The following is a 23,254-nucleotide window of genomic DNA, read 5'->3' as shown; positions in this document are numbered from 1 at the left end:
CGTTTTAATCAGACTTGCCGTTATGGATCTGTTCCAAATAATTACTGAAATCGAAAAGGTAGACCCCGAAGTCTACGAACGGTTTGACTCCCGCCGCCGCGTGTTTAAGCACCTCACGGGCATAGGCAAAAAGCTCACGGCCGCCGCTATGCCCGGCTTTGTAGCCGCCCTGTTCAACAAAGCCTATGGTCAGACGGCCGGCCCCTCGGTGAACGACGTGCTGAACCTGGCTCTGAGCCTGGAGTACCTGGAATTCTACTTCTACGATACGGGCCTGAGCGTGGCGGGCCTGATTCCGGCGGCCGACCGCGCAGCCATTGAGAAAATCCGCAACGACGAGAGTGGCCACATCAAAACGCTGCGGACGGCCCTGGGCAGCGCCGCTATTCCGGACCCCGGCCGGGCCGCCTTCGACTACAGCGGCGGCCGGGGCAGCCGCACGGGTCCCTTCGCGACGGCGCTGCTGCCGGGTGGCACGGCCCTGTATTTCGGCGTCGCGCAGTCTTTTGTCGATACCGGTATCCGGGCCTACAAGGGCGGGGCTCCTTTCCTGATGACCAACAAGGACGTGCTGGAAACGGCCCTGAACATTCATTCGGTCGAAGCCCGGCACTGCTCCCACATCCGCACCATCCGCCGGGGCCTGGCCGCCGGCGCGACGGGCGCTGCTGCGGCTACCACCCTGCCCGGCACCGACCCCCGCGTGTCGCCCAAAAGCTGGATTTCGGGCCTTGATAATGGGGGGCCCTCCCCCGACACGAACCCCTCGACCCGGGACGTATACGGGCCCGGCACCAACCCGCCCCCGGCGGGCGTGCCCACCGGCATCACCTTCCCCGGCGAAGACAACCTGGTACAGGCCGGCCGTACTATCTCCACCGACAGCGCAATTTCGGCGGCAGCCGCCTCGGAAGCTTTCGACGAGCCGCTGGACTACGTGAAGGTCAAAGCCATTGCCCGCAACTTCGTGGACAACGCAACCACCCTGTTTGTGTAAGGCGGCTGGCACCGACTACTCTTGAAAAAGGACGACCCATGGGTCGTCCTTTTTTGTTTGGGGTAAACCAGCAGCTATTTTCCCCAAACCTGAAGGACAAATGCATGAGGCGGGCCAGGGCGCAAAGCAACCTTCCCATGCCGGATTTCATCTACCTTCACACCTACCGCGCGAAGTATTCAGCTATGCCCCGATTTCTACTATTGCTTGTTCTTTTCCTGAGTGCCATGCCTGCCTGGGCCGGCGTCGTGCGGGGCAAAATAACCGACCCCAACGGCGACCCGCTGGCCTTTGCCAACGTGGCCGTGCGCGGCTCATCTACCAGCACCGCCTCCAACGACCAGGGCAACTACCAGCTGCGCCTGGAAGCCGGCCGCTACGAAGTCGTGTTTCAGTACGTGGGCTTCAAGCCCCGCATCGAAACCCTGACCGTGGCCGGCGGCGACACGGCCACGGTGCTGAACGTGACGCTCACGCCCGAAAACTACAACCTGGGCGAGGTGCTCATCCGGGCCTCCGACCGAGACCCGGCCTACGCCATCGTGCAGCACGCCATCGACTGGCGCAAGTACCACCGGGCCGAGGTGGCGGCTTTTACGGCTCGTATGTACATCAAGTCCATTATCCGACTCACCGATGTGCCCAACAAGATTCTGGGGCTGATGAAGGTGGGTCCCGACCTGAAGCCGGGCGTGGTGTACCTGTCCGAATCGTTGTCGGATCTGACCTTCCGGCAGCCGGGCAAGATTCAGGAGCGCATGATTTCGTCGCGGGTGAGCGGCAGCAGCAAGGGCTTCAGCTTTAATAGGGCCTCTAAGAGCTTCAACTTCTACGACAACCTGCTCCAGTCGGGCTTTTCCGAGCGGGGCTTCGTGTCGCCGGTGGCCCAGAATGCCATGCAGTTTTACCGCTACGAGCTGGTAGGCACCTCGCAGCAGAACGGTATTACCATCAACAAAATCCGCGTGACGCCCCGCCACCGCATCGACCCGGCCTTTACGGGCTTCATCTACATTGCCGAAGACGGCACCTGGCGCCTGCACAGCCTCGATTTGAGCCTGGATTCCAACTCGGGCATTGAGTACGTGGATAAGCTCCGGGTCGAAATCCTGTACGCCCCGGCGCCCGGCCACCCCCAGGCCTGGATTATTCAGTCGCAGAAAGTAAATCTGACGGCCGGCGGCCTGGGCTTCAAGGGCAACGGCAGCATCAACGCGGTGCTGTCGAACTACCGCGTGACGCCCACCTACCCTGCCCCGCCCGTTATTGCCGCCACGCCCCCGCCCGCCGCCGAGCCGGCCCACCGCGAAACCGTGGCCGAAGCCAAGCAGCAGCGGCCTCAGCTGCGCGGCCTCACTCGCACTATCCGCCGCGACGCCCGCGCCAAGGCCCAGGAGGAAATTCCGCTGCCCGAGGGCGGTATTGCCTTCGAGCCGATGGCCAAAGGCCAGGTGATGCTGATTGAAAAAGGCGCCAACGAGCGGAATCTGGCTTATTGGGACTCCATTCGGCCCATTCCGCTGAGCGAGGAAGAGGTGAAGGACTACCGCGTGAAAGACAGCGTGGAAGTTATTCAGAAGTCGAAGCCCTACCAGGATTCGATGGACCGGATTCGCAACAAGCCCGACTTTACCTCTCTGCTGCTGGGCGGCTATACGTATAGCAACACCTACCGTCGCCGCTTTATCTCTGTTGACTCGCCAACCGATAAAATGGTGTATAACACGGTGGAAGGCGTGGTTATCAACCTGAATGCCACCCTGACCCAGACCTACGAGGACCGCCGCAGCTACATGCTGGAGCCGGCCCTGCGCTACGGGTTTTCGAGCCGGCAGTTCAGCCCCAGCCTGCGGGGCAGCTACACGTTCCGGCCCGAGTCGTTCAGCCGCGTCGGGTTTGCCGTGGGCCGCACCATCCTGGATTTCGACCCCTACAACAACCAGCCCCACGCGCCCTTCAACTCTCCGCTGATCAATACCACTTACACGCTGCTGGCCAACCGCAACTACTACAAGTACTATCAGAACGATGGCCTGGAGCTGAACTACCGCATGGAGCTGGTTAATGGCCTGTTCATGAACCTGGCCGCGGGCTACGCCGACCGGCGCGAGCTATACAACACCACCATCGGGGTGCTGCGCGACGTGCCGGGCCGGGCCCTCACGCCCAATCGGCCCGAAGCCGCCGAGCTGCCTCAAGGTACCGGCTTTGGCCGCAGCCAGGCCCTGACGCTGGACCTGAGCCTGAACTGGCAGCCGGGCCAGAAGTACGTTACCCGCCCCGACGGCAAGTTCAACCTCTACAACTCCCGCTACCCGCGCCTCACGCTGGGTCTGCGCCAGGGCCTGCGGGGCGTGCTGGGCTCCGATGTGCGCTTCACCCGCCTGGAACTGGGTGTGCGCAAGGAGCTGGGCTTCGGGCTATTCGGCGAAACCCGGCTTAGCGGCACGGCCGGCGCCTACCTGGGCAACACCGACCTGAGCTTCGTCGACTACCGCCACTTTGCCGGCAACCGCACGGCCCTGACCATCAGCTTCGAGCAGCAGTTCCAGCTCCTGGACTACTACCGCTACAGCACCGCCGACCGGTACGCCGTGGGCCACTTCAGCCACCATTTCAACGGGTTCTTCTTCAATAAAATCCCGCTGTTCCGCCGCCTCAAATGGCAGGAAGTAGCTACCCTGAACTACCTCTACACGCCCACCGCCGGCCACTATGCCGAGCTGGGCGTGGGCGTCGAGCACATCTTCAAGGCCCTGCGCGTCGACTTCTTCACCGGCCTGCAGTCGGCGCGGCGCCTAGATTCAGGTATCCGCATCGGCATCGGCATTTAGCTTCTGGTGCGGTAAAAAGCCAAGGCCCCGTGGTAGTGCTACCACGGGGCCTTGGCTTTTTTTATAAACAGAGTGGGGCTTATTTGACCTCCTCGAAATCAACGTATTCGCCGCCCTGAAACTCCTGGGGCTTGCCTTTCGGCGCTTTGGGTGGCACAAAATCGACCTGCACGTTGCCACCCGCCGGTGAGGGGTTGCGCGGGGGCGGCGGGGTGCCAAAGGCGGCTTCGAACGGCGAGCCGCTGCCAAACTGCTGCCCGTAGCGCCGGGCCTGCTTCTGCACGAACCGGCCCACGAGAAACCGCAGGAGCACCGGCAGGATAAAGCGCACGGTAAGGGAAAGAACGAGGAAAATAAGCAGAAACTTGACGATCATCAGGCTTAGGCAGTAGCAGTGGGTTGAAAGTAAAAGTCGGCCGTAACGGGGCTGCGGAGCTGCTCGTCGGAGCAGGGCACAAGCTCCAAACGCGCGGACAGCACAAATGGTTTATAGCCTAGGCCGGCCAGCAGATTGACCACGGTCTGGCGGTTTTCCAAACCGTTGAGCTCGGTTTGAATCAGGGGCCGGAAGCGGCGCAGCGTAGCTTGCATGTTGCGAAACACCTCCGACTCGAAGCCTTCCACGTCGCATTTCACGAAGTCGAGGCGGGACAAATCGGCCAGCAGCTCGTCGGGAATGCGCATGGGTACTTCGTAGGTGCGGGCGTAGGTTTCGGCCGTGTTGCTGGAAGCCACTTTGGTCATGCCGTGGTGCAGCAGGCCGTTGCGCTCGGGCGTGCCCATGCGCACGGTCATATTTTCGCCGCCCAGCGCGTAGGGCAGCAGCGTCACGTTGGCGTACCCGCTGAGCTGCACATTGTCGCGCCAGATTTTCTGAAATAGCGGAATCGGCTCCACGGCCAGCACCTTGCCCTCGGGGCCGGCCAGCCGCGATAGGGCCACGGAATAGTAGCCCAGGTTGGCGCCGATGTCGAGGCACACGAAGCCGGGCTTGATAATCTGCTCCAGGAAAAACAGCTCCGGGTACTTCTCCTTTCCCCAGCCGGCACCCACCATGCGCAGGTATACGCGGCTGACCAGGCGGATATAACGCTCGAAGCCCAGGGCCCGAACCAGCAGTTTGCGGAGTTCTTTCATCAGGCTGCAAAGATGCGGCAAAGCGCGGAATCTACGACGCCCTTGCTCTCAGGCCTGGAGAGCCGGCCGCTTAGGAGCTTTGCTTGCTTCTTTTCCGGGCCCGGCTCCAGGCCCGCGAGGCGCCGGCCGCTGCCAGGCCGCCCAGCAAGTACCATGCGACGGTCATCAGCTGGGTTTGGCGGGTGCGGTTGCTGGGCGCTTCGCCCAGGCCCAGCGGCCCGGGCAGCACCACGCCGCCCACGCCGGCGGCCAGGCCCAGCAGAGTCCCGCGCCGCCACGCCTCTTTACCCCGGCCCACCAAACTGTAGTACAGACCATTGGATAAAATATCCCCGGCCATGGTCAGGTTGAAGAGCGTGTCGGGGGCAGGCTGGGGGGCGTGGGCTTTGCCCAGCAGCTTACGCAGGCCCCGCATGCCCAGCACATCCATACGGGGCGCGTCGGGCAAGAGACGGCGGGCCGTTTCGTGAATGGCCGTCAGGACCAGGGCGCCGGCCAGGCCACTGCCCAGGGCCTGCGGAAGAGCGGAAGGCTTAGTGGTTTTCATAGCGGGTAGAAAGGGGTTAGAGCGTTGTTGGGCCCCCGGGAGGCAGGGCTGCTCTGCAAACGCCAAACGCCGGAAAGGGGTTGTAACCAGAAAATCGGCGGCGGAGCGTAATTTTTTACGGCTACTACTTGCGCCTTGTTCCCCAGGCTTCCTATCTTTGCCACCCCAACCCCGCAAGGAACCTTGGGAAATGCCTCTTTAGCTCAGTTGGTAGAGCAGCTCATTCGTAATGAGCAGGTCGTTGGTTCGAGTCCAATAAGAGGCTCATAGTAGTGATTAGAAAGTCCGAAAGACCCTCCTCGCGTAGCGAATGGCGTTTTTCGGACTTTTTGCATTTTAGCCCGGCAGTGGCACTTGCCAGGTAATAGCATCCTCGCCTTTTTGCCATAGCCGGCCGGGAAACGAGCGAAGCTACGCGCTAGCTACCCGGGCCGCTGAGCCGGCGTACCGATATAAAATTTCTTGTGCCGCAAAGGTTGTACCTTACGTGGCTTTCAGCTCTCTAAGACGAATTTCTTAGACCACAGATTGTACTCAGAGAAGTTTCACCCGGCTTAACCACGTGAGCCTGACTTCTTTCTGCACGTCATGTAAACTCAGGCACCCCGTAAGACCTGAAGCTTGCCTTTGGAGTCAGTATCACTACTACTATGAAGGAAAGCGAAAAGAGGTATCAGCGCTTGATTGAAGCCAGCCAGGATTTACTGGTAACCGTGAATCTGCGGGGCGCTATTATCGATACGAATGAGGCGGCGGTAAAAATCACGGGCGTCGACCGCGAAACCCTGCTGGGCTCCGACTTCTTCAACTACTTCACCGAGCCCGAAGCTGTCCGGGAAGTGTACCAGGAGGTTATCACCCAGGGCGCGGTGACCAACGTGCCGCTGACGCTGCGCCACACCAACGGCGCCCTGACCGAAGTGCTCTTCGATGGCTCGGTATATAAGGACGACCAGGGCGCGCTACTGGGCGCCGTTATCGTGGCGCGGGAAATTGCCGAGAAGAAGTGGGCCACCGAGCTAGGCATTGCCAACAAGGAACTGGCCTTCCAGCACAATGAAAAGGAAAAGCGGGCCGACGAGCTCAGCATCGCCAACGAAGAGCTAGCCTTCCAGAACGACGAGAAGGAAAAGCGTGCTCAGGAACTGAGTGTAGCCAATAAGGAGCTGGCTTTTCAGAACGATGAGAAGGAGAAACGGGCCCAGGAGTTGAGCGTTGCCAACAAGGAATTGGCCTTTCAGAACGACGAGAAAGAGAAGCGGGCCCAAGAGCTGAGTATAGCTAACAAGGAACTCGCTTTTCAGAACGACGAGAAAGAAAAAAGAGCGGCCGAGCTCAGCATTGCCAACGAGGAATTGGCCTTCCAGAACAACGAGAAGGAAAAACGCGCCCAGGAGCTGAGCGTTGCGAATAAGGAGCTGGCCTTCCAGAACGACGAGAAGGAAAAGCGCGCCGCTGAGCTGAGTATCGCCAACATTGAGCTGGCCTTTCAGAATGATGAAAAGGAAAAGCGCGCCGCCGAGCTGGTGCTGGCCAACAAGGAACTGGCCTTCCAGAACGACGAGAAAGTGAAGCGCGCGGCTGAATTGCGCGTGGCCAACTACGCCCGCGGCCTGATTGAGGCCAGCCGCGACCCGCTGGTAACCATCAGCCCGGAGGGGAAGATAACGGACATGAACGAGGCCACGGTCAGCATCACGGGTATGGCCCGCGAGCAGCTCATCGGCTCCGATTTCTTCGTGTATTTCACCGACCCGCAAATGGCGCGCGAGGTCTACCAGGAAGTGTTTGCCAAGGGCACCGTGGCCGATTCGCCCCTGACGCTGCGCCACAAGGAAGGCAAGCTCACGGACGTGCTCTTCAACGGCTCGGTCTACAAAAACGACCAGGGCGTAGTGCTGGGCGTAGTAATCGTGGCGCGCGACGTAACCGACCAGAAACGCATTGCCACCGAGCTGAACGAAGCCAAAACTGCCGCCGAGCGGGCCACCGTGCTGGCCGAGGAAGCCCAAGCCAAAGCCGAAACCGCTACGGCCATTGCCGAAAATGCTGTAAAAGCCAAGCAGCAGTTTCTCAGCAACATGAGCCACGAAATCCGGACGCCCATGAATGCCATCATCGGGTTTACGAAGGTGGTGCTGAAAACCGAGCTGACCGACAAGCAGAAAGAGTACCTGACGGCCATCAAGCTCAGCGGCGACACGCTGATTGTGCTCATCAACGACATTCTGGACCTGGCCAAGGTGGATGCGGGCAAGATGACCTTCGAGAAGATTCCATTTAAGCTCTCCTCGTCGGTGGCAGCCATGGTACACCTGTTCGAAACCAAAATTCAGGAAAAAAACCTGGCCCTGGTGATGGACTACGACACCAGAATCCCGGAAGTGCTGGTGGGCGACCCGGTGCGCCTGCACCAGATTATTCTCAACCTAGTGAGCAACGCCGTCAAGTTTACCAGTGAAGGCAAAATAACCGTGGGCGTGCGCATGCTGGTGCAGGACAGCGAAAAGGTCATCCTGGAGTTTGCCGTCACCGACACCGGTATTGGTATTGAGGAAGCCAAGCTCAGCACCGTGTTCGACGATTTTCAGCAGGCTACCAGCGGCACCAGCCGCCTGTACGGCGGCACCGGGCTGGGCCTGGCCATCGTCAAGAACCTGGTGGAGCCCCAGGGCGGTACTATCAACGTGAAGAGCAAGGTGGGCGAAGGCTCGACGTTCAGCTTTATCCTGAGCTTCAACAAGACCCAGGAAAAGGCCGAAACCGACCTGGGCCTCATTATCGAACTGGAGCCCGGCTTTAAAGACGTCAAGATTCTGGTGGTGGAAGACATTGCCCTCAACCAGCTGCTGATGAAGACCCTGCTGGAAGACTTCGGCTTCGAAATGGAAGTGGCCGGCAACGGGAAAATAGCCGTCGAGAAGCTGCGCACAACCAGCTACGACGTGGTGCTGATGGATTTGCAGATGCCGGAAATGAACGGCTTCGACGCCACGGAGTACATCCGCACCCAGCTCCACCTAAAGGTGCCCATCATTGCCCTGACCGCCGACGTGACGACCGTGGACGTGGAGAAGTGCAAGGCCGTGGGCATGAACGACTACATTTCCAAGCCCATTGATGACAAGCTGCTTTACAGCAAAATCATCAAGCACCTGAAGAACGGCGACTACGACAAAAACGCCGTGGTGCCCGTGCGTGAAAGCCTGAAGCCCGCACCGGCCGCCTGCGTCAACTTCGACTACCTGAAGCGCATTACCAAGAGCGACGCGCGCATGGCCGAAATGATTCGGCTCTACCTGCAGGAGATTCCGCAGCTGGTGCAGACCATGAAAAAAGCCATTGCCGAGCGGGAATGGAAAACGCTGAAACGCGCGACGCACTCCATTATTCCCACCTTCGCCACCATCGGCATCGACCCCGAATTCGAGGACGTCGCCAAAGCCATTCAGGCCCTGGCCGTCAACCTGATTCCCACGGATGCCGGCGACGGTGCCAGCGCAGAAACCATGACTACGCTGCTGGGCCTCTACGCCAAGATAGAAACCGTGTGTGCCCTGGCCGCCCAGGAGCTGGAGCAGAAGCTGGTTTCGCTCTCGCAGGGCGTTTAGTAGGACTTTGCCCGGCCGGGGTACCTTTTAGACCGGCCCCTGCTCCCGCATGTACGCCTGAATAACCGGCAGAAACAACGGCACGGCGGCCGCCAGGTAGTCCCGCTCGGCCACGGTCCAGTGGCGGGGGTGGTCGAACAGGCAGGGCTGCAGAATCCCCCAGAGCTGGCCCTGGGTATCGTTGATATGGGCATGCACCAGGGCCCGGTGCCCAAACGTGCGGCGCTCAAATTCCTGATTGAGCACCTCGGGACCGGCCTGCCGCACATCATCGATATACACCGAGGGCTGCGCCGCCAGCGCCGCCCGAAACAAGGGGTCTTCCCGGGGCAGGTCGCCGGTGTCAGGCTGCCAGTCGTGACGCGGGTCAGGTACGGCCTCGTCCAGCCGCCACACGAGAGCTATGCGGCCACGCTCCCGGGCCGGGTCGCGGACGTACAGAAAGCACCGGTCGGCGCGCAGGTGGGGGCCCACCAGGTCGAGGGCCTGTTGCAGCCGCTCGGCGGGCGGGGCACTGGCTGTCAGCACTGCGGTAAGCTCGGCAATAGGCGTAGCAGTCATAGCTTGGTAAGGCGGGGTGGCAGAACTCGTAACCGGGGCGCAGGCAAGATGACGTGAGCCTCGGCACCCGGGATTTCGGGGTATACGGGGAGGCCGCCAAAGCGGTGAAACAGGAGGTTGCGCTACAATGGTGTGCCACCGTGGCTAGGCAGGCAACCCCACAATAAACTCCGTGCCCTGCCCCTGCTGGGTTTCCAGCTGCAGCGTGCCCCCGTGCGCTTTAATAATGTCAACACTGAGTGACAACCCCAGGCCGGTGCCTTCCCCAACCGATTTGGTCGTGAAAAACGGTTCAAACACGCGGGCCCGGACACTCTCCGGCATGCCGGTGCCATTGTCGCCCACCCTGATTTCCACGGTTCCATCTGGCAACGACCTCGTGTGTATGCTCACGGTGGGCTGGTAGGGCGCATCGGTTTGCCGCTGCCGCTGGCGCACGGCGTGGAAGGCATTGGTGAACAGGTTCAGCAGCACCCGGCCCATATCCTGGGGCACCAGGCTGACCAGCGGCAGGGCTGGGTCGAGTACGGTAACCAGCTCGGCCCGGAAGCTTTTGTCCTGGCTTTGCAGGCCCTGATACGCCAGGCGCAGGTATTCCTCTACCAAGGAATTTACATTGGTCGGCGCGCGCTGCCCGGTGCCGGCCCGCGAATGGTCGAGCATATCCTTGATAATGGACGAGGCCCGCACGCCATGCTGGCTGATTTCCTGCAGGTTCTGCTTGAGGCCGGCCACAATCTCCTGCTCCAGTCTATCGGATGAGGCCGATTGCCGGGGCATATCCTCCAGCATGGCCGAACTGACCTCGGCAAACTTCTTCATAAAGCTCAGCGGGTTCTGCAGCTCGTGGGCAATACCGGCCGACAACTCACCCACAAACGCCCACTTTTCGGAGGCTATCAGCTGATTCTGGGTTTGGCGCAGCTGCCGCAGCGTCCGCTTGTTGCGCCGTAGCTGCCAGTACACCAGCCCACCCAGCCCCGATACCACCACGATGGTCAGCAGGGCGCCGAGCAGCAGCTGGTTGCGCCGGTGCAGGTGCACGGCCTGCACCGCCTGGGCCTGCCGCAGATTGGCTATCTGCTCGCTCTGGGCATTTTCCATCCGCTCGCCCTCGTACTGAGCCAGATGGTAAGCGCCCTGGGCCTCACTCATCGAGTCGGCCAGCGCCATGTAGGCCCGCGAGTATTGCTGGGCTTGCCCGGGCTTGTTGCGGGCATCGTAGAAGCTGGACAGCTCATGCAGGTAGTTCTTTCTCAGCACGCTGAGCTTGCTGGCGCGGGCTTCCTGATATGCCTGTTGCCAGAGCTGCTCAGCCCGCCCGTCATCCCCTAGTATCGTGTAGTAGCGTGCCCAGGCCGCGGTTAGCTCAAACTCGCCCTGGCGCCGGCCCATAAGAGTCAGGTGCAGGGAATCGGCCAGACGCTGGGCTTCCTGCAGAATCGGCAGCGCCCGGGCTCCTTTTTTCATGGCCAGCAGCACCAGCCCACTCTGCACCAGCCCGTAGGCGCGGTCTTCCTGCTCGTTCATGGAAGCCCGCCCCCGCACGGCCAGTGAAAGCGTGGCGTAGCGCCGGGCAGCAGCCGTATCCTGCTGCACCAGATACAGCCTGGAAATGCTCCGGAGCGTATAGGCATCTACTCCGTACCCACCCCGCAGGGCGTAGCGGTTGGCCAGGCTCACGGACTGACGTAAATAGTGCAGGGCCTTGGTGCTGTTGCCCCACTCGGCGTAGTTGGCCCCGGCTACTTTCAGCTCGGTAATGTAGTAGTGCTGATCGAAATGCCTGAACAACTCGGCCGCCCGCAGAAAGTTGCTGATGGCCTGGTTGTAGGCCCCTTTGCGCCGGTAATAGCCCCCGATGGAGAGGTAGCAGGCCGCAATATTTTCCTTACTGCCTTTGATGCGGTAGTACGCCAGCTTGTCGCGGTAAAAGGCGTAACGTTCCTCTATCTGGTTGAGCCGGTTGTAGAGGGGTGCTACTTCCACCAGCAGCCGCGGCACCGGCCGGCCCACCTGATCAAACAGGTAAATAGCTTTTTTCACTGCTTCCAGGGCTTGCTCGTTGTGGTTGCCCTGCTCCCAGAAGCCCGCTCCCTGCCGCAGCACCCGGTACGGCGCCTGCTCGAAGGCCTGCACCCGCTGATTCAATACCAGCAGCTCATCCAGGAACCCCAGGGCGTAGCGCCGCTCCCGGGCTTCGTCCAGCCGGGTCAGGTCCAGCAGATGCACCAGGGTGCGCAGGCGGGTGGTATCGGTTTGCTGCCGGTTTAGTACCAGTCGTAAAGAGTCGTAATCGGCATCCCAATACCGGTGCTGGGCCCTGCCCGGCAAGCCGAGCAGCACCAACAGAACAAGCAGAACCCGGGCGACGACCAGCGGCACTAGAAGACGGTAAATGAAATTTCAAAACCAAGGAAAATCCAGGCGCGCCCCATCCACAAATGCCGGCAGCAAACCCTAAAAAATGTAGCGGGCTAGCACTGGTCACGCAACCAGACGGGAAGATACATTACCGCCGGGTAGCAGCCACTGCCTGAGGCAGAAGTAATCTATATATGAAAAGTTATATAATTTAAGAATCGGACTGTTTCCAGGGCACGCCAGCCGGATCTTCTGCTCTACCTGACCGACACGCAGCAGCAGCAGGCACAGAATAGCTGGTTCCAAAGTGTAAGCCGACGTGCGCCCCGCTACTCAGCTGACTGGTAGTCACCAGCGCATTTAACTACCCGACTGCCGACTGGGGTGGCCGCATAAAAAAGGGCCAGGAGCATTTGCTCCTGGCCCTTTTCACAAACGGAGCCTCAATTAGAGGTTGCCGCTGTAGTCATCATCACCGAGACTCGACGAACTGCTGGTGTTAGCGCTGCCGCTACGGTAGCCAGAGTTACCGGAGCTGATATCCTTGCTGGACGAAGAGCCCGACGAGCGGTAGTCCGAGTTGGAAGCGGAGGAGCCATAATCGGAACCGTAGCGACCCGAACGGCTTTCGGGCGTGCTGCTGCTGCGGCCCGAGCCGTAGTTGGCCAGATACTCTTTCTGACCGGCGCTGTAGGACTTACCCGAGCTATAGTCCGAATCCGACTTGGGCCGGTAGCTGCTGCGGCCTGACGATTTGCTGGTGTTGCCGCGCATCGACAGCCAGCCAATACCGCCCAGCAGCAGGGCACCGCCTACCACTTTTTGGGTCGTACTCAGCTTGTTTACCTGGTCGAGGGCTTTGGTGCCGAAGTCTTTTACCGACTGTGGAATTTCCTTGCTGCCATCCAGCCACGACGATACGTTCATCCACGACTGGTTGCCTTGCTGCTTGTTTTGATCCAGCTGGCTGCCGGTGCGCTCCTGGGCCTGGTTCTGAGCCTGGGTATTCATGCTGGCACTGGTGCGGTTCGTATCATTGGCAGACGACTCCGAAGAGGCCGTCCGGGAGTTGGCCGCGCCGCTGGAACTGGTGGAGGCAGATGTATTTTGAGCGCCCGAAGCACCTTGCGAAGAAGGAGTAGAAGCTGACTGGGCGGAGGAAGTAGAGTTCTTGTTGGCACCCGAGTTGGGCTGGTTCTGCTTGTTTTCCATGACAAATTCGTGGGTTAGTACGGAAAAAAAAGAGTCTTGACGATCAGGCCAAGTGTGTCTCTATTCGTAAACCATGCCCCCGAGGTTTCATAAAAAACCTCTTTTTATTAATAATACGCCGGCAACTTTTCCTTCAGGCAGTCAGTACGGTAGTGCTTACATCTGTATGTATTACCCTCTAAAAATCACTTGGTATGAAGCCCGATTCGAACCTTACCGTAGCGCTTATCACCGGAGCCGCCAGTGGCATCGGCCAGGAGCTGGCTCACCTGCTGGCCAAAGATCAATATGAACTGGTACTCGTCGACCAGGACACGGCCGGTCTGCAGCACTTTGCCGACCACCTGCGCAGCGTGCATAACATTACGCCCACGCTCATCACCCAGGAGCTTAGCCAACCCGACGCCGCCCAGCGCGTCTACGATGCCGTGCGGGCTAAGGGAATTCAGGTGGATATTCTCATCAACGATGCCGGCTTCGGCGAGTACGGCCCCTTCCTGGAGTCAGATGTGGCCCGCAACGTGGCAGTGGTGCAAACCAACATCACGGCCCTGATTGAGCTGACTTACCTGTTTGGCCGCGACATGGTGCAGCGTGGCAAAGGCCGGATTCTGCAGCTGGCCTCCACAGCCGCCTACACGCCCTCGCCCAAAATGGCAGTGTATTCGGCCAGCAAGTCGTTTGTACTGAGCTTCTCGGAGGCCCTCTATAAAGAGCTGCAGGATACCGGCGTCACGGTGACGGCCCTATGCCCTGGCGCTACCGACACCAACTTCTTCGAGCGGGCCGGCGCCGAAAACACCAATGCCGCCCACGGCGACTTAGCCGACCCCAAAGTGGTGGCCAAAGACGGCTACGAAGCGTTGATGAAAGGCGAGATGCGCGTGATTTCCGGCATTACCAACAAGGTGCAGGCCATGCTCAGCAACATTACCCCCGATGGCCTCGTGGCCGCAGGCATGGGTAAAATGTTTGACGAGAAGAAGTAGTAAACAGCTTCTCTACTTCATACGGCGCTCTTCAGAACACAACAAGCGGCGGGAAAGCAGATACGGTTATGGAAAAGCGTTTTCAGGATAAGGTGTGTTTTGTCACGGGGGCTACCTCCGGTATTGGTCGGGCCACGGCTCTGCAGCTGGCGCGCGAAGGCGGCAAAGTAGCCGTGCTGGGGCGCAATGCGGAAGAAGGCCGCGAGGTGGTGGCCCTGATAAAAGCCGAGCAAGGCGAAGCCATTTTTATCCGGACCGATGTAGGCAAAGATGCGCAGCTGCGCCGGGCCGTAGAGCGCACCCTGGCCACCTGGCAGCGCATCGACGTGCTCATCAACGGCGTGGCCATGATGACGTTCGAGCCCATTCTGAAGCTCGACCCCAAGCAGTGGGATACGCTGATGGCGGTGAACGTACGGTCTCTTTTCCGACTGTGCCAACTCTGCCTGCCCCACATGAAGGGCGGTAGCATTGTGGTCATCAGCTCGGTGCACGCCCACCAGACAACGCCCAACGTGGTGCCCTACGCGGCCAGCAAGGGCGCTATCGAATCCTTTGTGCGGGGCCTGAGCCAGGAAATTCCGCATACCAAGGCCCGCATCAACGCCGTGGCGCCCGGCGCCGTGGATACGCCCATGCTCTGGAGCAACCCCAACGTGAAGAGCGGCAAGGAGAAAATCACCGGCCAGGTGGGTACGCCCGAAGAGCTGGCCGCGGCCATCTGCTTTCTGGCCTCCGCGGAAGCCAACTTTATCAACGGCTCTACCCTGGCCGTCGACGGTGGCCGCCTGGCGGCGTTGTAAGCTTCCCGGCAAGCCGCGCCTCCGGGCTGTTTGCAGGTCTTTGCGTACAACCGCACCATTGGCGTTAGCACTTTACTCCTCCATAAAAAGCGCCCGATACAGCAAGTGGATCGGGCGCTTTTTTGTGGAGAATACTACCGAGTTTCGGTCCTCAGGCTTTCCTCGAAGGCGGCAAAGCCTACTTTTTCTCCAGGTATACGGTGCGGGTGTTGGTAGCCGTAGTACCCACGAAGACGCGCTTCAGCGTCAGCTTGCCGGCGCTAAGCTCGGTAATCTTCCACTTGTTGCGCAGCACCAGGCCGTCGCCATTCACTCCCGTAACGATAAGCGAGTCGCCGTTGGCGCGCATGGTCCAGGCCCCTGGCGAGGTGGCCCCGGCAGTTTCGGCAGTTTCGTTGGAACACCGCACGGTGCCCCGCTCCTCGCGGTAGGCGCCGCCATTTTTGAACCGGAACTGGTCGTCGTAGTCGCAGGGTATAACAAGCTCCATCGGGCCCTGGCCGGTGGTTTCATACATATAGCTGGTCACGGTCCGGGGTGGGCTCGTCTTCTTTGCTACAGGCCGCAACTAGGACGCCCACGAGCAGCAAGCTTGCCATTTCCAGGCATATACTTAGGAGTTGACTGGACCCTGAACATCTGTTTAAAAGCTGTTTCAAACCTCAAATTTCAGCTCTTCAGTCCCGCGTCATCATACCTATATCTGGGTATATTTCAGAGAGTACCTGGGCAGCCCATCCTCAAAGCACCGCCCAAATCACAGCAAAAAGCCCTTGCCGTAGCGCATGAACACTGCGGTAGGTGCGGCTTTTAATACGTGCAGAACGCCTGCTTAGAAAGACCAACCAGCAACCACATAGAATAAGAGGCCGCTCACGAGTTGGCCTTGGGCGTAGGATGCCGCTCCTCGGCACTGGGCAAGGGCAGGCCGCGGGCATACAGCAGGGCATCCCGCTCACCGGCTTCGCGGGCGGCCACCTCGAATGGGATATTATAGTAGCCGTAGCGCGCCCAGCCTACCAGGTAGCGCCACAGAAAGCCGAAATAGCCATACTGCTCGAACTGCCGCACGTGCTCCATCTCGTGGGCCACCCAATAAGGGTCGCGCAGAAACTGCTCGCGGGTAACCCCGCTCAGGTGAATGCGGTGGCCCAGTACCATGGCTACACTGCCCGCCCCCAGCTTCAAGCGGGCGATGCGCGCCAGGGGAGAATTCTCAATGATCCGGGGGGATTTCATGGGGCGTAAATAGCAGGGCGGAGTATACGCCTAATATTCAAGGGTAGTTGCAGGAAGCTCAACCATTATTTTTACAATATTTTTAACTTTATAAAGAATTTTTGGCCATTTAGGGGTAAAAACTAGGACCTTTAAAATTTTATGGACTAGCTTTAACAAATGACCAAAATAGAAGACATCTGTTTTTGGTCATTCTAACCCTTGATGCGCTTCCCTTTTTCGGTGGTTTAAGGACTCCAAACCTCACGAAAAAACAAAGTACTTCGGCTTCCTTGCTACTGCGGAAACGGAGATTTTGCCACCCTACGACGGACAATGAAAAACAGTATCCTGTATTGCCTCGCCGCTGCCTCGCTGGCCCTCTCTTTCTTCTTCGAATACACTCCCGATTCCCCTGCTTCCGCTGGTCGTGCTTATGCCGCCACGGCCTCCCTCCTGCCCGACTTCTCGGGCGACAATGGCGACGACACACGTCCGGCCACTTCCCGCGACTCACTCGCCTACGGCTACTACTCCCAGGCCCTGGGCCTGAAGCTGACCTACAACGAAGACCAGAACCTGCTCCGTACCGTCACCGATTGGATCGGCACGCCTTACCGCTACGGCAGCAACTCCAAATCCGGCACCGATTGCTCGGGCTTTGTGACCCGGGTATTCAAAGAAGTATACGGCATCACGCTGCAGCGCAGCTCCCGCTCGATGTTCGAGAAGGTGAAGCGCGTGGGCAAAGATGAGATGCAGAGCGGCGACTTGGTGTTCTTTCGCCGCGGCCCTGGCCAGCCGATTTACCACGTGGGCATTTACCTGCAGGACGGCAAGTTTGCCCATTCGGCTACCAACGGCGGCGTGATGATCAGCTCGCTGAACCAGGCGTATTACCACCGCAACTTTTACGCTGCCGGCCGCGTAGAAACCAACTAATCGGCCGCCGACCGTATCATTTCCAAAAGCCTCGTTCCTCCGAACGGGGCTTTTGGCGTTTACAGCCCTCCTGCTGCCACCTGCATAACCATTTCGGACCGATGTAGTATAGGGCTAATAAGATACGCCCGGTGGCTGTGAGGCCGCCGTTTTGTAGCTTCGCCCCGATTTTACAAACCCTCTCCACCCATGGATAAGAACAACCCCAAAGGCTCCGATATTGCCGGCTCCCCGCTCTTCAAGAAATTCGTTGGCAAAGCCGAGGAGTACATCAAGAAGCCTACGCGCGTGAAGCAGCTGCTGAACGATGCGTACCAAAAAGCCAGTAACAAGAACGACGTGGGCACAATGGCCCACGAGGCCTGGGAAAGCCTGCAGATTCTGTTTCGCCTGATCAAAACTTCGGTTTCGGGTGAGTACACGGGCTTGCCCACGCCTACTATTGTGGCGGCCATTGCCGTGGTAATCTACTTCCTGAGCCCCATCGACCTGATTCCGGACTTTATTCCGGTGCTGGGTCTGCTCGACGACGTGGCCCTGGTAGCCTGGTTTACTAGCACCCTGACCGGCGAGATGGACAAGTTCAAGGAGTGGGAACGGACCCGCCCCATCGTGGTGAGCGAAGCCACTGACATCAAGCCCGGCCCCGCCACCACCATGCACACCTCCGATGGCACCACGGCCAACTCCGGCCCCAAGCCCGAGAACTCGGTGGGTCAGACGTCGGATGCGGCGCTGATGGGCACCGAAACCACTGAATCGACGAAGCGGGCAGGCAAGGTTGACCTGGACCAGCCCACCAACAGCCGCCTCTCGGATACGGATTCGGGCATATCCTCGCCCGACAGCAGCAACCCCAATCCCAGCCTGACCGGCGCCACCGACCCGGCTCCTAAAACCGACGTGAAGCCTCGCACCGACGACGTAGCCAACCGCACCGACAGCAGCCGCCAAGGCAACGACGGCGCCCTGGATACCGGCGGCAACGTTCGGTAAAGCTGAAGCCAGATAGCACAAAAAAGGCTCCCAACCTGCGTTGGGAGCCTTTTTTATTGCATCATAAGCCTAGGCATTACGCGGCCCAGTCGTGGGAGGGCGTGTGCGTGGCGACGTAGGTTACGAAGTCGCCGACGGTGCTCAACGGAACTTCATCGGGGATGGTGATGTGGAAGTTACGCTCGATTTCGAGGATAATATCGACTACATCAACCGTGTCGAAACCCAGCTCCCCGCTCAGGTTGCTGCTCACGCGCAAACGAGTTGGTTTGATGGCTTTACGCTTGCTGATAATTCGCAGCACCTGCTGCTGAATGGACTTGGGGGCGGAAGTCGTTGAAGAACGCATAAGAAACGACGTTGAACCAAAAGATAAAGGGGGCCGGAAAAGGGTTATGCTTCGGCCAACACCTCTCTCCGTACTGGAGATTCGGTTTCAGTCGAATGGGTTGCATTAGCATCCGCCGAGCGGCCGGTTATTTTTTCCCGCAGCTTTTCGCTGAGCAGGTACATAACGGGCACAACCAGAAGGGTGATTCCGGTGGCAAACACCAGGCCGAAAATGATGGTCCAGGCCAGCGGGCCCCAGAAGGTTACCGACTCACCACCGATGAAGAAGTGGGGCTCGAAGGAGTTGAACAGCTCGTAGAAGTCTATGTTCAGACCAATGGCCAGCGGAATCAGGCCCAGCGTGGCGGCCGTAGCCGTCAGAATCACCGGGTTCAGACGCGTGCGGCCGGCCAGCACAATGGCCTCGCGCAGCGGCATGCCCTGGGAGCGAAGCATATCAGTGAACTCGACCAGTAGAATACCGTTTTTCACCACAATACCCGCCAGGGCAATAATACCTACGCCGGTCATTACGATACTGACGTTCATGCCCGTGATGGCCAGGCCCAGCAGTACGCCGATGATGGAGAAGATAACCTCCGAGAGGATGATAACCGGCTTGCTGAACGAGTTGAACTGCGTGACCAGAATCACAAAGATCAGGCCCAGGGCACCCAGACCGGCCAGCGGCAGGAAGTCGCTGGTTTCTTTCTGGTCTTCCTCGGCACCACCCATCTTCAGGGTGTAGCCCGCGGGCACGGGGTACGACTTCAGGGCCGTTTCTACCTGCCGGGCTACGTCGGGACCGGTGAAGCCGTTGAGCACGTTCGAGGAGATGGTAATGACGCGCTTCACGTCCTTGCGCTTAATGCCGCCGTAGGTCGTGCTGTACTTCACGTCGGCCACCGACGAAATCGGCACCTGGCGCATCTGGCCCGTCGCGTCGCGGAAGGTCAGCGGCGAGTTCATGATAGCATCCACGTCGGAGCGGTAAGGCTTGGCGTAGCGTACCTGAATCGGATAGTCATCATCCGAGGTTTTGAACTTGCTGGCTTCCGAGCCATAGATGGCTGTCCGGACTTCCACCCCGATCTGGGCGGTGCTGATGCCTTCACGATTGGCCCGGGTCCGGTCGATGTTCACCGCAATTTCGGGGTTCCGGTCTTCCAGGTTGGAGCGTAGCTGCTCTACGCCGCCAATGTTGAGCGAGTCGATGTAACGGGTCACGTCCTTGGAGAGCTTGGCCAGCGTCACGTAATCGTCGCCGATGACCTCGATAGCAATAGGCTTACCCTGGGGCGGGCCGCTGGATTCCTGGTCAACCGAGATTTCGGCGCCGGGAATGCCTTTCACTACCTCCCGGATTTTGTCCATGTACAGGCTGGTGGCCGGGCCGGTTCGCTCGCTGAGCTCCTTGAAGGCCACGCCAATCTTGGCCAGGTTCGACTGCGACGTACCGGCGGCCGAGGCTTCGCCAGGGTCGGCGGCACCGATGGCCACATTGGTAATGACCGATTCCACGTCGGGGTTGTTATTGCCAATCACGCCGTAGATGCGCTTCTCCAGCACTTTAGCCACCGAGTCGGTTACCTCTACCCGCGTGCCCACCGGCATTTTCAGGTAGGTGTACACGAATTTGGGGTCGCCTTTGGGGAAGAAGTCCACCTTGGGCTGACGGGCGGCCACGGCGAAGAACGAGCCGATGAACAGCACCACGATGCTGCCCATTACCAGCGCAGGATGGCGCAGAGCCCAGGCCACCAGGTTGGCGTAGCCATCCATGAAGCGGGGCAGCACCTTGGTCTGGAACCCAGCAATCATGTGCACGAACACAAACTTGTCGAGGAAGCAGAAGATGATGATGGTAATGAACAGGTTGCCGACGAACGTCGAGCCCGTGGCGTAGCCAATCAGGGCAACGAGCAGCAGCACACCTACCAGAATCAGAAAGTTCTTGGTCAGCTGGGGCTTTTCACCGCTGTGGTGATCTTCGCGCTCCATGAACGAGACGGCAAATACCGGGTTCATGATAAAGGCCACGACCAGGGACGACATCAGGGTGATGATAAGCGTCACGGGCAGATAGTACATGAAGCTACCCACGATACCGGGCCAGAACAGCAGCGGCACGAAGGGCGCCACCGTGGTCAGGGTACCGGCCAGCACGGGTACGAATACCTCGCCGGCAGCATACTTGGCGGCCTGGGCCGTGGTCAGGTTGGGATGCTCATGCAGCAGCCGGTGGGTGTTTTCGATAACCACAATGGCGTCGTCCACCACAATACCCAGGGCCAGCAAGAAGGCGAAGAGCACAATCATGTTCAGCGAGAAGTCGAACACGGGAATGAACAGGAAGGCCAGGAACATGGAAATCGGCACCGACAGCCCCACGAACAGGGCGTTGGTGGTACCCATGAAGAACATCAGGATCAGCGTCACGAGCAGGAAGCCGATGATGATGGTGTTGATCAGGTCGTGGAGCGTAACGCGGGTATCGTTGGAGGTGTCACCGGTGATGGTGATTTTCAGCTCCTTGGGCAGGGTTTCCCGCGCCTCATCCACAATCACCTTGATTTTGTCGGAGGCGTCAATCAGGTTTTCGCCCTGGCGCTTCACCACGTTCAGGGTAATGGCGTTCTTACCGTCGAGGCGGGCAAACGATTCCCGGTCCTTGAAGGCATCTTCCACGGTGGCAATGTCGCCGAGGCGCACGGCCGAGCCGCTCAGGTTCTTGATCTGAATGTCGGCAATGTCGGAGGCCCGCACGTACTGCCCGGCCACGCGCACGGCGCGCTTCTGGCTGCCCACGTCGATGGAGCCGCCCGAAATGGTGATGTTTTCGCGGGCAATGGCATTCTGAATGTCGCCGAAGCCCAGGCGGGCGGCGCGCAGCTTATACAGGTCCACGTCCACGTTTACCTGCTGCTCGAGGGCACCGATGATGTCGACCCGGGTAATTTCGGGCAGGGCCTCAATCTTATCCTGGAAGTCGTCGGCCAGCTTTTTGAGCTGAGCGGCGGGCAGGTTGCCGGCCAGGTTGACGTTCATAATCGGCAGCTCCGAGAGGTTTACTTCCTGCACGGTAGGCGGCGTGGGCAGGTCGTTGGGCAGCTCCGAGCTGGCCTTGTCCACGGCGTCCTTGATGAGCTGCTTGGCGTACTGCACGTCCACGCCCGAGTCAAACTCGACGTCCACGATGCAATAGTCTTGGTTCGAGGTGGAGTTGATTTTCTTCACCCCGTTCACGCTCTTGATTTCCTTCTCGAGCTGGCGCGTCACCAGGTTCTCAATGTCGGCTGGCGAAGTGCCCGGATAGATGGTGGCCACGATGATGCGCGGAATCACGATGTCGGGGAATTTCTCCTTGCCCAGCTTGATGTAGGCAAAAATCCCCGCCACGCACAGCAGCAGCGTGATGATGTAAATACTGGTCTTATTATTAATGGACCAACTGGTTGGTCCGAACTCTTTTTCCACGTCCTGCATGGCAGTTGGGCAGTTAAGTGTGGGAGGATATTTCTTGGCGTGGCAGCGGGCGGCCGGCCCGCCGCGGCACGCTACAGGGTTACTACCTGTCCTTCATTCAGATTCTGATACCCGGCGGAAATCACCTGGTCGTTGGCCGCGAGGCCCTGGGTCACTTCAATTTTACCGTTATAAGTAGCGCCGGTCTTGATAACACGCTTGGCGGCTATTTTCTGGCCATCCTTCTGCTCTACAACAAATACGTAGCTGTTTTGCTCATCTTTCTGCACCAAATCCACGGGCAAAATCATGGCATTGGCGCGGGTGTAGTTCTGGATGCGGGCCGTGGCCACCATGTTGGGCCGCAGCTGAGCCACGGCCTTGTTCAGGCGAAACTCCACGGCGAAGGTGCGGCTGGCCGGGTTAATCGTGCGGCTCACTACCCGCACGGAGGCCGGCACTTCCTCACCGCCGAGGTCGGCAATGCTGATCAGGGCCTGGTCGCCGACTTTGATCTGGCTGGCGTAGGCTTCCGACACGTCGGCTACGATTTTGCCGCCGCTGCCGCTCAGCAGGCGCACCACCGGCACGCCGGGGCCGCCGTTCTCACCCACTTTGGCCGGCACGTCGTCCACGATGCCGCTGAAGGGTGCCACCACGTTGTACTGGGCGCGCTGCCGCTGCTGGGTAGCCAGGCTGCGCTGCAGGGCTTCGTAGTTATTTTTGGCCTGCAGGTACTGAATTTCAGTCCCGATTTCCTGCTTCCAGAGGCGGGCCTGCTTTTCGTAGACCACTTTGGCCAGCTCCAAGCGGGTGCGCAGCTCGGCAATGCCCGATTCGAGCACGGCCGCGTCCTGGGTAGCCAGCACTTGTCCTTTGCTTACCCGGTCGCCGCGCTGCACGCGGATATCGGTGAGCACGCCCGGCACGCGGGGCGACACGTTGGCATTTTCGTCGAAGTCGACGCGGCCCTGCACCTCCAGGTAGCTCTTGAAGCTCTCGGGCTGCACTTTCAGCACACTAACGGGCGTGGAGCGTACTTCCGAGCTATCGGCGGCGGCACCGGTTTTGGCTTCCAGCTCGGCAATTTTGGCCTGGTTGGCGGCCTGCTCTTGTTTCAGCTTAGCCAACTCGGCGGCGGGGTCTTGCTTGCCACCGCAGGAAGCCAGGAAAGCCATTGCCAGCACGGCCGCAGAAGTAGTGTATTTCATGGTAGTGAAGCTATGGGCCAGCCCGCGGGGCAGACTA

Annotated in this window: 17 protein-coding genes, 1 tRNA gene and 1 pseudogene; 8 read left to right on the top strand and 11 right to left on the bottom strand. The window is 59.6% G+C overall.

What is annotated here, in order from left to right; genetic code table 11:
• Nucleotides 1-22 precede the first annotated feature (22 nt).
• Entirely contained in the window at nucleotides 23-997 is a 975-nt protein-coding gene (locus LGH70_RS14400; RefSeq protein ID WP_226186925.1) for a ferritin-like domain-containing protein, read from the top strand.
• A gap of 227 nt (nucleotides 998-1,224) precedes the next feature.
• The gene (locus LGH70_RS14395; protein WP_226186922.1) at nucleotides 1,225-3,831 is read left to right on the top strand and encodes a DUF5686 and carboxypeptidase regulatory-like domain-containing protein; all 2,607 of its coding nucleotides are present in this window, start codon (nucleotides 1,225-1,227) and stop codon (nucleotides 3,829-3,831) included.
• 79 nt (nucleotides 3,832-3,910) lie between these two features.
• Here LGH70_RS14395 and LGH70_RS14390 read toward each other — a convergent pair whose 3' ends face one another.
• From LGH70_RS14390 to LGH70_RS14380, 3 genes are all read right to left on the bottom strand, one after another.
• Nucleotides 3,911-4,207: a DUF4834 family protein gene (locus tag LGH70_RS14390; RefSeq protein WP_226186919.1), complete on the bottom strand. Its 297-nt coding sequence runs from the start codon at nucleotides 4,205-4,207 to the stop codon at nucleotides 3,911-3,913.
• A gap of 5 nt (nucleotides 4,208-4,212) precedes the next feature.
• Entirely contained in the window at nucleotides 4,213-4,968 is a 756-nt protein-coding gene (locus LGH70_RS14385) for an FkbM family methyltransferase (RefSeq protein ID WP_226186916.1), read from the bottom strand.
• A 70-nt stretch (nucleotides 4,969-5,038) separates the two neighbouring features.
• Entirely contained in the window at nucleotides 5,039-5,515 is a 477-nt protein-coding gene (locus tag LGH70_RS14380) for a hypothetical protein (protein ID WP_226186913.1), read from the bottom strand.
• A 192-nt stretch (nucleotides 5,516-5,707) separates the two neighbouring features.
• On the opposite strand from LGH70_RS14380, the gene LGH70_RS14375 reads away from it, so the two are divergent.
• Both LGH70_RS14375 and LGH70_RS14370 read left to right on the top strand, forming a co-directional pair.
• Nucleotides 5,708-5,780 (top strand) — tRNA-Thr (locus LGH70_RS14375).
• Between the two features lie 385 nt (nucleotides 5,781-6,165).
• Nucleotides 6,166-9,126 carry a PAS domain S-box protein gene (locus tag LGH70_RS14370; RefSeq protein WP_226186910.1) on the top strand — a complete coding sequence of 987 codons (2,961 nt, stop codon included), beginning with the start codon at nucleotides 6,166-6,168 and terminating at the stop codon, nucleotides 9,124-9,126.
• 27 nt (nucleotides 9,127-9,153) lie between these two features.
• Here LGH70_RS14370 and LGH70_RS14365 read toward each other — a convergent pair whose 3' ends face one another.
• The 3 genes from LGH70_RS14365 to LGH70_RS14355 form a co-directional block, all read right to left on the bottom strand.
• The gene (locus tag LGH70_RS14365) at nucleotides 9,154-9,687 is read right to left on the bottom strand and encodes a GAF domain-containing protein (protein ID WP_226186907.1); all 534 of its coding nucleotides are present in this window, start codon (nucleotides 9,685-9,687) and stop codon (nucleotides 9,154-9,156) included.
• A 144-nt stretch (nucleotides 9,688-9,831) separates the two neighbouring features.
• Nucleotides 9,832-12,072 carry an ATP-binding protein gene (locus tag LGH70_RS14360; RefSeq protein WP_226186905.1) on the bottom strand — a complete coding sequence of 747 codons (2,241 nt, stop codon included), beginning with the start codon at nucleotides 12,070-12,072 and terminating at the stop codon, nucleotides 9,832-9,834.
• A 426-nt stretch (nucleotides 12,073-12,498) separates the two neighbouring features.
• Complete coding sequence (locus LGH70_RS14355; RefSeq protein ID WP_226186904.1) at nucleotides 12,499-13,263, bottom strand: hypothetical protein; 765 nt, start codon at nucleotides 13,261-13,263, stop codon at nucleotides 12,499-12,501.
• A 194-nt stretch (nucleotides 13,264-13,457) separates the two neighbouring features.
• Here LGH70_RS14355 and LGH70_RS14350 point away from each other — a divergent pair, with 194 nt between their 5' ends.
• Together LGH70_RS14350 and LGH70_RS14345 are read left to right on the top strand one after the other, a co-directional pair.
• A complete protein-coding gene (locus LGH70_RS14350; protein ID WP_226186903.1) occupies nucleotides 13,458-14,252 on the top strand; it encodes an SDR family NAD(P)-dependent oxidoreductase in 795 nt (264 codons plus the stop codon).
• Nucleotides 14,253-14,320: 68 nt separating this feature from the next.
• A complete protein-coding gene (locus LGH70_RS14345; protein WP_226186902.1) occupies nucleotides 14,321-15,055 on the top strand; it encodes an SDR family NAD(P)-dependent oxidoreductase in 735 nt (244 codons plus the stop codon).
• Between the two features lie 178 nt (nucleotides 15,056-15,233).
• Here the strand turns inward: LGH70_RS14345 and LGH70_RS14340 are convergent, their stop codons facing one another.
• Nucleotides 15,234-15,572: a hypothetical protein gene (locus tag LGH70_RS14340; RefSeq protein WP_226186899.1), complete on the bottom strand. Its 339-nt coding sequence runs from the start codon at nucleotides 15,570-15,572 to the stop codon at nucleotides 15,234-15,236.
• A 356-nt stretch (nucleotides 15,573-15,928) separates the two neighbouring features.
• Nucleotides 15,929-16,294: a hypothetical protein gene (locus LGH70_RS14335; RefSeq protein ID WP_226186895.1), complete on the bottom strand. Its 366-nt coding sequence runs from the start codon at nucleotides 16,292-16,294 to the stop codon at nucleotides 15,929-15,931.
• 315 nt (nucleotides 16,295-16,609) lie between these two features.
• Between LGH70_RS14335 and LGH70_RS14330 the strand changes: the two genes are divergently transcribed.
• Together LGH70_RS14330 and LGH70_RS23860 are read left to right on the top strand one after the other, a co-directional pair.
• Complete coding sequence (locus LGH70_RS14330; protein WP_226186891.1) at nucleotides 16,610-17,215, top strand: C40 family peptidase; 606 nt, start codon at nucleotides 16,610-16,612, stop codon at nucleotides 17,213-17,215.
• A 189-nt stretch (nucleotides 17,216-17,404) separates the two neighbouring features.
• Nucleotides 17,405-17,758, top strand: a pseudogene (locus LGH70_RS23860) (YkvA family protein); the annotation flags it as partial.
• Nucleotides 17,759-18,287: 529 nt separating this feature from the next.
• Here LGH70_RS23860 and LGH70_RS14320 read toward each other — a convergent pair.
• The 3 genes from LGH70_RS14320 to LGH70_RS14310 all read right to left on the bottom strand — a co-directional run bounded on the left by LGH70_RS14320 (nucleotide 18,288) and on the right by LGH70_RS14310 (nucleotide 23,217).
• Nucleotides 18,288-18,560, bottom strand: a complete 273-nt coding sequence (locus LGH70_RS14320) for an acyl carrier protein (protein WP_135396222.1) — start codon at nucleotides 18,558-18,560, stop codon at nucleotides 18,288-18,290.
• A 44-nt stretch (nucleotides 18,561-18,604) separates the two neighbouring features.
• Nucleotides 18,605-22,027: an efflux RND transporter permease subunit gene (locus tag LGH70_RS14315; protein WP_226186889.1), complete on the bottom strand. Its 3,423-nt coding sequence runs from the start codon at nucleotides 22,025-22,027 to the stop codon at nucleotides 18,605-18,607.
• A gap of 71 nt (nucleotides 22,028-22,098) precedes the next feature.
• On the bottom strand, nucleotides 22,099-23,217 hold the full coding sequence (locus LGH70_RS14310; RefSeq protein WP_226186887.1) for an efflux RND transporter periplasmic adaptor subunit: 1,119 nt from the start codon (nucleotides 23,215-23,217) through the stop codon (nucleotides 22,099-22,101).
• Nucleotides 23,218-23,254 lie beyond the last annotated feature (37 nt).

This window comes from Hymenobacter nitidus (genome assembly GCF_020447315.1).
In the GTDB taxonomy this organism is placed as follows: Bacteria; Bacteroidota; Bacteroidia; order Cytophagales; family Hymenobacteraceae; genus Hymenobacter; species Hymenobacter nitidus.
This window is presented reverse-complemented; position numbering and strand designations above follow the sequence as displayed.